Below are 13761 nucleotides of genomic sequence, written 5' to 3'. Positions count from 1 at the left end.
ATTATCGAATCAGCCAGGAGATCGGCGTTCCGGCGGCCACAGGATCCGCAGAATTGCCGACCGGAAGTTCCGCCAGCGTGACCTGCTCCAGCAGCCCGTCAGCTTCCGGGGCAATGTTTTCCAGCGGCTCCAGGCCAGGATTCCAGCCTCTGAGCAGCAGCGCCTCTTCGTTCTGCGCTTTTTTCAGGGTGCTGAAATGCAGCTGACTCTCCCAGTTGAGGACGCTGAAGCGAGAGGGGAAATTTCGACCATGAGGGTTGGTGCGAAAGCGCGACCAGCCGGTGTCCAGATAGCCGGAGGCCGGCGTGCGCCATTGCTCAATTGCATGCCAGAATGCGCCATCCTGCCCGTTATTCATCGGCAATACCGCAAGATGGAAGCGGTGAATACCCGGCATTTGCGAGTCTGGCGAAGGGAGCACCATTCCGGAAGCTCGCCCCGGCCGCCACGGCAGCGCCGCCTGCCCCAACCAGCCCACGCAGCGGAACAGGGTGATTGCCAGGGTGTCCGGCTGCCCGACGGGGATTTCATACTCCCTCAACCCGGCAGTCACCACGCCAAGACCACGTTGCCGTTCGTGGAGCAGAGCAAGGCTTTGCATCGGCCAAAGCGACGCGGGCGCTTCGGTCCAGTTTTCCTGCCGCCAGACCGCTAATTCCCCCGGAATATTTTCCCGCTGGATCAGGCCAAAAGGCTGGTCGGCAAAGTGAAATGCCTGGTGGATATCCGTCGGCAGTTCCACCTGTAAACGGTGATCGCGCAGCGTATTGTTGACCTCAATTTCCACATCCAGCCACGCTCTGTCGTGCGGCAGAGAAACGGTCAGCGTCACTTCAAGCAGAGCATCCAGGCGGCGTGCGCGACGAGAAGCCGAGTCCACGGGCACGGGAATACGCCAGTCCAGCAGCAGCGTGTCTTTAAGCGGGCCACGTTCGAGCTTGCTGTGATGCAGGCAGCCGTCGCCAGTAATTTTCCAGTCCTCTTCCGGCGGCGAGTAGTTGTAGTTGTCCCCGGCATCTTCACCGTCCACCAACCGCAGAATGTGCGGGTAAACCTCGCCGGAACGCTTATCGATAAGCGTCAGCACGCCGCTATTAATCTCGAGGCGCAGCCAGGCGTTTTCCAGGGCGTCAATCTGCGGCTCCGGCAGCGCGAACCCGGCGGACTCCCCTTCCTGAAGGTAAAAAGTTTGATAGCCGCAGGCCGGAAGATCCCGTGCCGCCAGCAGGATCTGGCACTTGCGGTACCAGGTTGGACTGGTGCTGTTGGACAGTTCCTGCACCACCAGCGACATGTCCTGCGGCGCTTCATTCAGCAGTTGCCAGACGCAGGCGTTGCCGTTCTCATCGACGATGCGGAACGCCTGCTCCGGCGTGAACAACGTCAGGCTGACCTCAGCATCTCTGGTATGCGGAAGCGGGTTGAAGACCAGAATTTTTTTACCCTGCTGCCGGGCTTCTATTCCCTCCGCCAGCATTTTCATATTCAGGTCAAACAACTGCCGGGCACTCTCTTTCCCGGACTGCAAACGCCCTTTCACCATTTGATTTACGCGGTCTGAATTACAGCCGCCGATGCTGTCGTGAGCGTGGGACTTCATCGCCTCGCGCCAGAGGGTTTCAACCGCATGCTGAGGGTAAGGCAGGCCAAGCCGCCAGCCCAGGGCCAGCAAAGGTTCCAGCGTCTGGCTGAGGAACTGCTCCAGCGAGGCGTTGAGCTGTTTGATGTCGGCGCGGGTCGAGAAAATACCGCGGTGGATGCGCATATATTTCGGGCTAAGCAGCTCGCCGCGCCATTCGGGCAGGCTTTCGCCGCTGGCGCGTAAGGCGCTGAAGAAATCGCTGAAGCTGCTGCGCTTGAAGCAATAGTCCTGCTGGCGGGTATTCAGCCGCTCCAGCGCTTCAGGCACGCCGTATTCGAAAGGCGACTGATCGTTACCGTTCGGCAACAGCAGGTGATCCGTGGCCGAGAAACGGGCCTGTTTTTCAAGAATGGGCGGCAGCGCTTCGCCCAGTTTTTCCGGCTCGGTCGGAAGCCACTTCGCGCAGCCGTAGCCCCACGGCAGCACCGCGGTTAACACGCTCTGCCCTCCCTGCGCATGCCAGTAAAACTCACTCCTGGCGACGTCGCGTTCGCACCATCCGCGCCAGATAACCGCGCTGTCGATAGCAAATTCGCTAAGGAACATCGGCAGCTGAGCGCTTTGCCCGAAGGAGTCCGGCACGTAGCCAACCGGCATATAGCTGCCCCAGGCTTTACAGTCCGCCAGGCCAAATAGCAGGTTACGGGCGATAGACTCCGCGCCAACGACTAAAAAGTCGCTTTGGGTGTACCACGGGCCAATCAACACCCGGCCATCGGTAACTAATTTTTGCAGGCGCTCACGCTGCTCCGGTGCCACCGCCAAAAAATCTTCCAGCATCACCGTTTGCCCGTCGAGAATAAAAGGTCCCAGCGTTTCGTCCTGCTCCATACGGGTAAGTAAATCCAGCATAAAATAATAGAGCACAACTTTTGAATCATTCTCGGTGAAATACCACTCACGATCCCAGTGCGTGTGTTGAACCAAATGTACGGTCTTCATTTTGTCACCTTAATAGCGAAATTCAGGGTGTAAAAAACCTCTACAGTAAATACTGACGTGAATATCTAAATTGCCGCCTTGAATTAATCAGGCACGCATCTAACGCCCCACTTTGAATTTAGGCGTAGGTGCCGTCGCTTTATTTTCAATAACGCTCTCGCCGCGGAAGACTAATAATGAGCCAACGGCAATAATCGCCGATCCGGTAACAATGGAAAGCACGTATATCGGCCATTTGTCCACCGCCAGCCAACCGTAAAAACCGGAGATGGGCGCATGATTCACCGCTCCCAGCCCGACAGCCATGGCCGCCCCGGTGGCGGCGCCAATAACGTTGATGAGGATGATTTTTGGGTTGGCAAGTGCAAAGGGAATTGCCCCTTCAGATACGCCGATTAGCCCCATCAGCGTAGAGGCTTTCCCCGCTTCACGCAGCGATACAGGAAAGCGCTTTGACCACAGCAAAGTAGCGACGCCCAGGCCGATTGGCGGGACGATAATTGCCACCTGCGCCGCCGTGTTCGGGTCATAAATACCGGAGGCCAGCAGCGCCATAGCGGTTGTTACAGCCGCTTTGTTCACCGGGCCGCCGAGGTCGAAACCCACCATGCCGCCGACTACTGCTGCAAGAATAATTTTGTTGGCACCGGACATCGCCAGCAGCCAGTTTTCCATGCCGTGGTTAAGCGCCGCCAGCGGGTTACCGATGATAAAAGCCATGACAATACAGGTCAGCAGCGTCCCGCCTACCGGCAAAATAAAGATAGGCCCGGCGGAGGCCAGCACCTTCGGCAGTTTGATATAAGTCGCCAGCCCGCGCACGATGTAGCCCGCCACAAACCCCGCAGCTAGTGCGCCGAGGAACCCGGTGCCGAGGCCGCTGGCAAGCAGGCCGCCAATCATCCCCGGAGCCAGACCGGGTTTGTTGGCAATGGCAAAGCTGATATATCCGGCCACAACCGGCAGCATCAGGGAAAGCGCGAGGCCGCCAAAACCGTCAAATTTATGCAGCGTTTGCACCACAATGCTGGCCGCCTGGGCATGGCTAGCGTCCCAGATATTGTCGATGCCGTACAGGGATGCTCCAATGCGCGCGATGCCCATAATCACCGCCCCGGCGATAACAAACGGCAGCATCCATGACACCCCGGTCATAATGGCATTCTTAATCTCGGTTCCGGTTTGGGATTTCCCCTCTGCCCTGAATTTAGCCATTTGCACACTCCGCCTCTATCGCCTCAAAAACGGCGTCGCCGAACTTGATAGGGTCCGCTACGCTGCACTCCAGCTTCATCATGCCGTCAAAACGTTCCCGGCCGGTAATCGCCACGTCCGCGGCGATTACCGCCGCATCGGCTCTGGCGAGATCTTCGGCGCTGATTTCATTTTCAACGCCCATGCTGCCCTGGGTTTCAACTTTAATTTCATGGCCGCGCTGTTTGCCGGTCATTTCAAGCGCTTCCGCAGCCATGTAGGTATGGGCGACGCCCGTCGGGCAGGCTGCAACACAAACGATATACATAACAACTCCTTATCGGGCTGAATTGAGGCAATAAAAAAAGCACAATGGCTGAAAAGCGCATTGTGCTTCGGGGGAGAACGACTTGCTGCATAGCTGTATCTCCCGAGTCGCCGCTGGCGTGGAGGCACATCATCAGCTGATGCAGGCTGGAAATACGGAACAGGAAGGCAAGCTCGTAGCGCTTACGGATAGCCAGGCGGCATGGCCGACTGACAGCGCGCTGCGTTTTTAATAACCGAGCATGACCATGGCATAACTCGTTATACAATTTCCCGGCGCTGCACCACAGCCGTGACCAATTTGCGGCGAACTCGTTATCGATACATTCGGAATATACTGAGGTATCTTTTTCCAGATCGTTAACCACGTTGAACCAGCAGCTATTATTCAGACAGATGCGCACCTTGTTGCTGGCGGACAGCAACATCAGGCGGCAAATTATAAAGGTCCGAACAATATAAGCGTGCATGGCTTCTCCTGAAAATATGAGTGCAGTGTAGACAGTTCGAAAAATAACAAACGTGACTTTACGCACAGATATAAACACAGAGTTATATGCCTGTTTTTTACAAGGGATTATTTATAACGAGCTTAACAAATGTTAATTAATAAAAAGAGCGTGCGTGCGGGGAATTAAATCAAAGACCGGAAGAGGTAAATCAGAGGGAGGGTTTGCGCTCTGAATCACATGCATAAGAATGCCATTCAGAGCGCAAGTTTTCGAATTCAGCGCAGGCGGTTATCCCTGATGCGGGCCGGATAAGCCCGCGGCCGGGTGTACCACGCAATCCATCCCAGCACGGCCGCCACGGAGCCAAGCACCAGCAGCCCCATTAACGCGCCAAGCAGTTTTCCGCCGAAAGTCCCGAGATCGCCGCCGGTTACGTTGCTGACCACCCAAAAGTAGCGAATCATCGCCCAGACAATGTACAAACAAAAAGCATAAAACAGCCACAGCGCGATTTTACCGCCGGGACTGCGAGTTGGTTTCGCATCCATAACGTTCGACCTAACTTAATCAACTAAACAAGACGGGTTGCCGGCAGCAGTTCCCCTGCCGCCTGAATGTGATTTTTATCACACTAACGGCGTATATCAACCGCCATAAGCGTTAAATTTTGTTTCATATCAAGGCTTGTGGGCCAAAAATCAGCATTGCAGCCCGGAATTGATTTAGCTTAAGGAAAATTCTTAATGCTGCTTTTGCGGTTGCCTCCTCATCCTTGTTCGTTTTTCCGGGAGGAAGGCAAAAACAGCACGACCGATCGTCCTCTCTCCTTTCGGCCACATGTCCGGGTAAGCCAGACATATTCTCAAATCCCTAATATTTAATTCCTTAACCCTCAATATTTCCTAACTGAAATATAAACGAATAAATTTAATCTTCCCTGACGGGTTGACAATACTATTAGGCATGGGTAGATTTCACGGGCCGAAGTTGCGGCCTTTCCTAACCTGACATAAGAGACTAATGGATACTGAATTTAGTAGCTGCCCGAATATTGCCTTAAAGGCTGTTCGGGAAAGTAAACATGAAATCGATTGTGATCACTTCTTCGTTTTGGTGTGTCTCGCCGGAGCCTGATGCTCTTGTGCTGTCCCACCTCGACCAGGGTTTTCACGGTCCCGAGGTGTGTTATGAACTTCAAATCTACCCTTTTTCCTGGTGTCAAAACAGTGACATCAACTTTGCGTGTCCGGCCGCCCCGCGATCGGGTTTTGTCTGCACGCAAAAAACAGCCAAACTCAATTTTCTCTTCGAAAATCAGTGAGTTGAGGCAACGCATCACTAACTGGCGCGTCAGTCCTGTGACCGGCCAGCTGGAGCGCCGTTGCAGCTTCTCCGATAGCGAAGACCCACAAAGTCGACCCTCCGCCGCCTGATTCAGCCGTTGCGTTGTGATGCCGTGCGCGCTCTACCGAGCCGCCTGCGCCTGCACGTTACGCTGAGTTAAGCCATTATTGGTGCCTGAATATTCACTGATGTTTTCACATAGACATCAGGCGGCTTAGTCATGCCCAAATAAAAATAAATAATTTTCCGTTCTATTTATTTCAAATAATAAATAGCGGAAAGCCGTGTCTGAAATTAATTTGAAACCGATCGTTTGCGCTACCGCAGACTATTTTCGGCCGCCCTTAATAAGGCGCTAACCGCAAAATGGTCGGCTGCTGCCCGGCGACAGGAGCACCACCATGACTGTACAAACCAAGAACCGTAATAAAAAAAGCACGCTCTCTATGCGTGCGGCCCAGGAAGCCAAAAACGGCATCGCTGAAACATTGGTTAACCTCAACACCACCAGAGAAGGATTACAGGAAGCCCACGCCAGCGCTCGTCTGGAACGAGATGGCCTGAATGAAGTCGCCCACGACAAGCCGCCTCACGCGCTGCTCCAGCTGCTGATGGCATTTAACAACCCGTTTATCTACGTGCTGGCCATTCTGGCCGGTATCAGCTTCTTTACCGACTACTGGCTGCCGACCAGCCACGGCGAAGAAGGCGACCTGACCACGGTTATCATCATCGGCACCATGGTTGCCCTTAGCGGCCTGGTCCGTTTCTGGCAGGAACACCGCTCGGCAAAATCGGCCGAAGCGCTGAAAGCGATGGTGCGTACTACCGCAACGGTCGTGCGCCGTGAACACGCAGGGCAAAAAGGAACCCCGCGTGAAATCCCGATGCGCGAGCTGGTGGTGGGCGACATCGTGCAGCTGTACGCCGGGGATATGATCCCGGCAGACGTTCGCCTGATCGAATCCCGTGACCTGTTCATCAGCCAGGCGGTATTGACCGGTGAGGCGCTGCCTATCGAGAAGTACGACACTCTCGGGGACGTGGCGCAGAAGTCCGCTCACGACAAAGCCGACGAGAGCGAAAACCTGCTGGATCTCCCGAATATCTGCTTTATGGGTACCAACGTGGTTAGCGGCACGGCGCTGGCCGTTGTGGTGGCAACCGGGCCACGGACCTACTTCGGCTCGCTGGCTAAAGCGATTGTCGGCACCCGGGCGCAAACCGCCTTTGACCGCGGCGTAAACAGCGTTAGCTGGCTGCTGATCCGCTTTATGCTGGTGATGGTGCCGGTGGTGTTCCTGATTAACGGCCTGATGAAAGGCGAATGGTGGGATGCGCTGCTGTTTGCTCTGGCGGTTGCCGTCGGCCTGACGCCTGAAATGCTGCCGATGATAGTCAGCGCCAACCTGGCAAAAGGCGCGGTCGCCATGGCGAAGCGCAAAGTGGTGGTTAAGCGTCTCAACGCTATCCAGAACCTCGGCGCGATGGATGTCCTGTGTACCGACAAAACCGGTACCCTGACGCAGGATAAAATTATCCTCGAGCATCACGTTGATACCCACGGCCAGAAAAATGAGTCCGTGCTGGCGCTGGCGTGGCTCAACAGCCATCACCAGAGCGGCATCAAAAACCTGATGGACCAGGCGGTGATCTACTTCTCCGAAAATGAGCCGGGCTTTGTGAAACCGCAGGGCTTTAGCAAAGTGGACGAAATGCCGTTCGATTTTGTGCGCCGCCGCCTGTCGATTGTGGTGAAAGATGCCCAGAGCAACCATCTGCTGGTGTGCAAAGGCGCGGTGGAGGAGATGCTGAGCATTGCCACCCACATGGAAGAGAATGGCAAGGTTATCGCCCTCGATCAGCCGCGCCGGGACGCCATGCTGGCGATGACAAACGACTATAACAAAGACGGGTTCCGCGTTCTTGTGGTTGCCACACGCGATATTCCTAAAGCCGAAGCTAAAAAACAGTACGGCGCAGATGATGAGCATGACCTGATTATCCGCGGCTTCCTCACCTTCCTCGATCCACCGAAGGAGAGCGCTGGGCCGGCGATTGCCGCTCTGATGGATATTGGCGTGGCGGTAAAAGTGCTGACCGGCGATAACGCAATTGTCACCACGCGTATCTGCCGCCAGGTCGGGCTGGAGCCGGGCGAGCCGGTGCTAGGGCCACAGATTGAGCAACTGAGCGATGCTTCTCTGCAACAGCTGGTGGAAGAACGCACGGTATTTGCCAAGCTGACGCCGCTGCAAAAGTCCCGCGTACTGAAAGCGTTGCAGGCCAACGGGCACACGGTCGGCTTCCTCGGCGACGGCATTAACGATGCCCCTGCCCTGCGCGATGCCGACGTCGGTATATCCGTAGACAGCGGCACGGACATCGCCAAAGAGTCTGCCGATATCATCCTGCTGGAAAAGAGCCTGATGGTGCTGGAAGAAGGCGTTATCAAAGGGCGCGAAACCTTCGGCAATATCATGAAGTACCTGAACATGACCGCCAGCTCCAACTTCGGCAACGTGTTCTCGGTGCTGGTGGCGAGCGCCTTTATTCCGTTCCTGCCGATGTTGGCCATTCAGCTGCTGCTGCAAAACCTGATGTACGACATCTCCCAGCTCGCGCTGCCGTGGGACAAAACGGATAAAGAGTTCCTCAGCAAGCCGCGCAAATGGGATGCAAAAAACATCGGCCGCTTTATGGTGTGGATTGGCCCGACTTCATCCATCTTCGACATGACGACCTTCGCCCTGATGTGGTTCGTCTTTAGCGCCAACAGCGAGCATATGCAGACCCTGTTCCAGTCCGGCTGGTTCGTGGAAGGCCTACTGTCGCAGACCCTGGTCGTGCATATGCTGCGTACCCAGAAAATACCGTTTATTCAAAGCACTGCCGCCTGGCCGGTAATGATGATGACCGGGCTGGTTATGGCTGTGGGTATTTACGTGCCGTTCTCTCCGCTCGGGCCGTTGGTCGGGCTGCAGGCGCTGCCGTGGCAGTACTTCCCGTGGCTGGTCGGCACCCTGCTCGCCTACTGCTGTGTGGCTCAGGGAATGAAAACCTTCTACATGCGTCGTTTCAAACAGTGGCACTAAGCTCTTTTTAAAACAATGCCATACGGTGCCGCTGCGGCGGCACCTTTCAGGTAAGCAATAAAAGCTGGAATGCATTATGGAAAAGCACTATTCCATTATTTTCCTGATTAAAAATAGGACCATCGCCTTGATGATTTTATTTTTAATGAAAATAACCCGCACCCTGCGCGTTCGTGCTTTGGCATGGTACGCCGGGGGAAAAATTAACTATCAGCACTCTAAATCACTACTCAATCTCGCCAGCGCCATAAATCGTCTTTCGATCAGGTTACTGCGTTTTGTTACTACACCCGCCCTTAAGAGGGGGAATAAATGATGTCCGGAACTACTCTGTTAATTAACCTGGCTGGCGCCATTGCCCTGCTGCTCTGGGGCAGCCATATGATTTCCACCGCGTTACAGCGCGGCTTCGGCACGCCGCTGCGCAACTGGATGGGCCGCCACCTTACAAACCGCTGGACCGCCCTGCTCTCGGGGGTCGGCATTACCGGCATCCTGCAAAGCAGCACCGCGGTCAGCATGATGGCAACCTCGTTTACCGCCGCAGGAACCCTTAGCCTCGCCCCGGCGCTGGCGGTCATGCTCGGCGCGAACATCGGCTCCACGCTGGTGGTACAGCTGATGAGCTTTAATACCGAAATCGCCATTCCGCTGCTGATACTGGCCGGTTTTGTGGTGTTTAAACTGCGCGATCACTCGAATTTCGAGAGCGTGGGATGCGCGCTGATTGGCCTCGGGCTGATGCTGCTCGCCCTGCATATGCTCGGCAGCACGCTGGGAGAAATTGAAACCACGCCGGTGTTCCACGCCGTAATGCAGGGGCTGGAGGGCGACGTGCTTATCGCGCTGCTGGTTGCCTTAATGCTGACCCTGATTTGCCACTCCAGCGTGGCGATTATTCTGCTGATCGCCTCCCTTGCCGGAACCGGTGCAATATCGCCTGCGACCGCCATGGTCCTGGTGCTGGGTGCAAATATAGGCGGCGCGCTGCCGCCGGTACTGAATGCCGGTTCCGCCGTGGCTCGCCGCCTGCCGATGGGTAACCTGATGGTACGCCTGTCCGGCTGCGCGCTGGCTTTGATTCTGCTGCCGCTGCTGACGGATATAGCTGCGAAAATGGCCCTGAGCACGCCGCAGTTAGTTGTTTGGTTCCATACCGCTTTTAGCGCGGTGCTGGCGCTGCTGTTTATCGGCCTGACCGCGCCAATGGCGCGCATGCTGGAGCGTATTTTCCCCGAGGAAGAGCGCGTTGGCGACCCCGGTATGCCGATGTATCTGGACGAGGCCGGGCTGGAGGTGGCCTATATCGGACTCTCTAATTCGGTACGTGAATCGCTGCGGGCGGCGGACATGCTGACCATCATGCTTGACCGCCTGCTGGTGCTGTTCGTCACCCAGGAGAAACAGGCCGCCGATGAAATTCGCCACCTTGACCAGTCGGTTGATCTGCTGAGCGCGGCGGTGCGCGCCTATCTCGCGGACATCGGCCAGGACGGGCTAAACGATGCAGACGCCGACCGCTCGCAGGAGATCCTGATGTTTATCATCAACTTTGAGCATGCAGGAGACATTCTTTCCAGCAACCTGACCCAGCTGGCTACGCGCCGGGCGCGACGCGGTGAGCTGTTTAATGATTTTGAGCTGAACAACATCCGCCTGCTGCACGCCGAGATCCTTACCAGCCTGCGGCTGGGGATTGCCGCCTTCATGGGGGAAGATTTGTCCGCCGCGCACCAGCTGGTACAGCGCAAAGAGACTATTCGCCAGCTCGAAGCCTCTGCCAGCCGCGAGCATTTTAAAAATCTGCGCGACGACAAAAATACCTGGGCTGAATCCGGCGATATTTTCCAGCGCGTGCTGCGTGATTACCGCCGGGTACATCACCACATCGCCGCCGTGGCCTACCCGGTAATTGACCGCCTGGGCGACAAAGAACCGCTGTTTATTGACCCTCCGGCGGAAGTGTAAAAAAACAATAACCGCCGTGCGCGGAAGAACTTTTTTTCAGGGAAAGCAACTTTAAGGTACAGACCAGTGAGAGTATTAATCTGCTCGGGTCGGTTTTATGCCGACACCAATACCGTGACCCGCGTACTGGAGCTTTACGCCAGCACGCAGGGTATCAACGTTTTAATCCACGGCGGCCATCAGGCGCTGGGGGGAATAATCGAGACCTGGGCGCGCGGAACCGATATCCACGTCATCCGCTACCCGGCAAACTGGGCGCTGCACGGGAAATATGCCGAAGTGCGCCGTAACCTGTTTATGCTCCAGGACAGCCGCCCCGACGTACTGCTGGCTTTCCCCGGAGGGGAAGATACCGCGGAATGCATAAGAATGGCGCAAAAAGCCGGAATCAGAGTGATTGAGATTTAGTCCCTACAGGAAAACGGCGCTGCTTATCGATCGGCACCGTTTTCCACCGTTGCTCAGTATACAATCGATCCCCCCGCCCAATCGAAAACAAGAAAAATATAAAACCACAAAAAACACCCAATTCATAATAAAACTCCAGAAATGAAAGCAGGATAAGTGTAAAATCGCTATGAAATGAGGTTTATCCCTTTTCGTTGAGCCGGTATTTACTCTGTAAGAGGATGATCGTTGGGATAAAGAATAATAAACCCTCGTTTTTAGATCATTTTATCTACAGCAAATTAATTTTTTCATAACCGGGTTTGCTGATTCGTTAATTAAGTTTGGGTTGCTTGATGGCCGTTTCCTCACCGAAACGGCGGATCCAGCCCTGGGGTAGCATCGGATGTCCGGGTTCAAAACACGTTTATTTTTTCTGAAAAGAATCAGCGAGCGCCTGCTATTTCTGTGCAGCATAATACTGCCGGGTTTACTGGCTATACTGATAGTTACCGGCATGTTGAAGCTCCCGGTGAAGGCGACAAATGACCTGAATCCTCCGGCTTCCCTGCTTGTTTACACCTGGGAAGCACAGGCCAGCTCGCATTTATCTGCGGCAAAGATTCGCCATACCACCGACGCCGGAACCCGAAAGGACATTTTGCTGATGGTCTGGAACGTTAAGCCCTGCCTGCTGGCCGGTAAAATATCCGTTTCGGCCATGCCCAATCAGGCGATGAAATGGGTACAAAGAGGGCTGAGGGAAACCTTGCGCGTAGCTTTACTTCCCTCTCCTGCTGCCCGCTGCTTGCGCCCTGACGCAGAATCACGGTCAGGCTTCAATAAACAAAGTATCGCCGCAGATAGCAGACCCTATGGGCAAATACATGAGCATTCCGTCATAGAGAGCAATCAGGATGAGGCGCAGATTCAGCCTACCGGAGCCAGCGCCGGGCATCTTTCCTCGCCGAACAAAATTGACACCCGGCATGCGGTCTGAGGGCCGACATACGGCCCCCCTTTGTTTTTCGGCAAAGGGTTGTTAGCATTAAAGCTAAACATAGATCCACAGCGGAATGCAGCGCGCTTTCTCTGAATCAAAAATGGACGAGAAATGAAAACGTATTTCCCCTCCTGGCTACAGCGAACCTTTATCCTGCTCTTGTGGGGCGGGGTATATTATCTCTCGGGACTGATATCGCTTAAATTTGACGATCCAAATTCTGCCATTGCTATCGTCTGGTTTCCTTCCGGCGTTGCCGTAGCGGCTTTTTTGTCCGCCCGCTGGCGCGACTATCCTGTGCTTATTCTTATTTTCGCATTAATGAGCGTGTTGCTTGATGAGGCATGGCAGAGCGTTCCCATATTTGTCACCACGCTGGGTTATTCGCTGCTGGCGATGCCTGCTAACGTGCTCATCGCCTGGATTGTTCGACGCTTCTCGCGCGCTAATGACGACCTGCATGTCATCCTTCTGTGGATATGCTCCACCTTTATTGTCAGCCTGTTAGATGCGCTGCTGGTCGGCGGAGGTTACGCCTTTATCACCGACCAGCCGATGACAAAAACCATCTGGAACGGGTTCGTTGCCGACGTCACGGGGATCTTCTTCGCCACGACCGTGGTGATGGGTTTCGTGAATAAACGTGGGCCCGCGGCTTCCGCCTCCTGGTCCACCCGCCTGGCCGGTCTTGCGCTGCTGCTGTTGCTCTGCGCGGCAACGGCATTTATTTTCGACTACAAGGGGACCTGGCTCAGAACCGAAGCCGCCGCGCTCTATTTCGCTCTCTCCTGCTTGCCGATTGTGCTGACCATGATGCTTTCTCTGGTATGGGGTAACCGCGGCGGGTCCATCGGACTGGTGGCGTTGGGGGCAATCGTTATCCACTTTACCGACCAGCATCAGGGGCCTTTCTTTCTCCATGGCCTCAGCTTCACGGAGTCACTGCTGCTGGCGCTGAGCTATCTCTCAGCCGCTGCTTTGCTTATCGTGTTTGTGCGTGTAGTAAGACGTTCAACTAACCGTTTCAACCCGGACACCGGCAGGCTAGCCGGGAACGGCGTGCTTTATCGACTGGAGCCCGCCACGGGCGTATTTAACTGGGAGAACGATCTCTCTTCCCTGCTGGGTTCAGCCTCCCCGGATGAGTTCAACACCGTGGAGCGAGTGCTCCGGCATGTGCACCCTTCAGATCGGGAAAAACTTCGGCAACACTGGTTTACCCCGGCTAAGGCCAGGCACAGCGCGCTGATATTCCGTATAAAAACGAATAACGACGAGTGGCTGACGCTGGTTGACAGCGGCGGCGTTGCCATGTCCAACGGCGGCTCGCGGATTATTGTCGGAAACTGGCAGACCAGTCATTACGATCTGGCTATCTAAACACGGATGTGATGACTTTTAAGGAGC

Annotated in this window: 11 protein-coding genes; 7 read left to right on the top strand and 4 right to left on the bottom strand. The window is 55.2% G+C overall.

Annotated features, from left to right (window positions below; genetic code table 11):
- Window position 1: 1 nt before the first annotated feature.
- The 3 genes from FOC35_RS17080 to FOC35_RS17070 all read right to left on the bottom strand — a co-directional run bounded on the left by FOC35_RS17080 (window position 2) and on the right by FOC35_RS17070 (window position 4106).
- Window positions 2-2584, bottom strand: coding sequence for a glycoside hydrolase family 38 C-terminal domain-containing protein (locus tag FOC35_RS17080; RefSeq protein ID WP_172569593.1), 2583 nt, complete (start codon window positions 2582-2584; stop codon window positions 2-4).
- Between the two features lie 99 nt (window positions 2585-2683).
- A complete protein-coding gene (locus tag FOC35_RS17075; RefSeq protein WP_172569592.1) occupies window positions 2684-3799 on the bottom strand; it encodes a PTS fructose transporter subunit IIC in 1116 nt (371 codons plus the stop codon).
- The gene (locus FOC35_RS17070) at window positions 3792-4106 is read right to left on the bottom strand and encodes a PTS fructose transporter subunit IIB (protein ID WP_172569591.1); all 315 of its coding nucleotides are present in this window, start codon (window positions 4104-4106) and stop codon (window positions 3792-3794) included. Before FOC35_RS17070 ends, FOC35_RS17075 begins: the two co-directional genes overlap by 8 nt.
- A gap of 82 nt (window positions 4107-4188) precedes the next feature.
- On the opposite strand from FOC35_RS17070, the gene FOC35_RS17065 reads away from it, so the two are divergent.
- Window positions 4189-4338 (top strand): hypothetical protein, encoded by a 150-nt coding sequence (locus FOC35_RS17065; RefSeq protein ID WP_172569590.1) that lies wholly within the window; start codon window positions 4189-4191, stop codon window positions 4336-4338.
- Window positions 4339-4832: 494 nt separating this feature from the next.
- On the opposite strand, the gene drpB is transcribed toward FOC35_RS17065, so the two are convergent.
- Window positions 4833-5105 (bottom strand): cell division protein DrpB, encoded by a 273-nt coding sequence (gene drpB / locus FOC35_RS17060; protein WP_172569589.1) that lies wholly within the window; start codon window positions 5103-5105, stop codon window positions 4833-4835.
- A 1197-nt stretch (window positions 5106-6302) separates the two neighbouring features.
- Between drpB and mgtA the strand changes: the two genes are divergently transcribed.
- The 6 genes from mgtA (at window position 6303) to FOC35_RS17030 (ending at window position 13734) form a co-directional block, all read left to right on the top strand.
- Window positions 6303-8996, top strand: a complete 2694-nt coding sequence (gene mgtA, locus FOC35_RS17055) for a magnesium-translocating P-type ATPase (protein ID WP_016537087.1) — start codon at window positions 6303-6305, stop codon at window positions 8994-8996.
- A gap of 76 nt (window positions 8997-9072) precedes the next feature.
- A complete protein-coding gene (locus FOC35_RS17050) occupies window positions 9073-9312 on the top strand; it encodes a hypothetical protein (RefSeq protein ID WP_172569588.1) in 240 nt (79 codons plus the stop codon).
- A complete protein-coding gene (locus FOC35_RS17045) occupies window positions 9312-10964 on the top strand; it encodes a Na/Pi cotransporter family protein (protein WP_172570389.1) in 1653 nt (550 codons plus the stop codon). Before FOC35_RS17050 ends, FOC35_RS17045 begins: the two co-directional genes overlap by 1 nt.
- Window positions 10965-11030: 66 nt before the next feature.
- Window positions 11031-11372, top strand: coding sequence for a DUF2493 domain-containing protein (locus FOC35_RS17040; RefSeq protein ID WP_039898378.1), 342 nt, complete (start codon window positions 11031-11033; stop codon window positions 11370-11372).
- Between the two features lie 496 nt (window positions 11373-11868).
- The gene (locus tag FOC35_RS17035) at window positions 11869-12351 is read left to right on the top strand and encodes a hypothetical protein (protein ID WP_244878513.1); all 483 of its coding nucleotides are present in this window, start codon (window positions 11869-11871) and stop codon (window positions 12349-12351) included.
- Between the two features lie 114 nt (window positions 12352-12465).
- A complete protein-coding gene (locus FOC35_RS17030; RefSeq protein WP_172569587.1) occupies window positions 12466-13734 on the top strand; it encodes an MASE1 domain-containing protein in 1269 nt (422 codons plus the stop codon).
- The last annotated feature ends 27 nt before the right edge of the window (window positions 13735-13761 follow it).

The sequence above is a fragment of the Cedecea sp. FDAARGOS_727 genome, assembly GCF_012273235.1.
Lineage (GTDB): Bacteria > Pseudomonadota > Gammaproteobacteria > Enterobacterales > Enterobacteriaceae > Cedecea > Cedecea davisae.
Note: the sequence above shows the minus strand (reverse complement) of the source record. Positions and strands in the feature narration are given on the sequence as shown.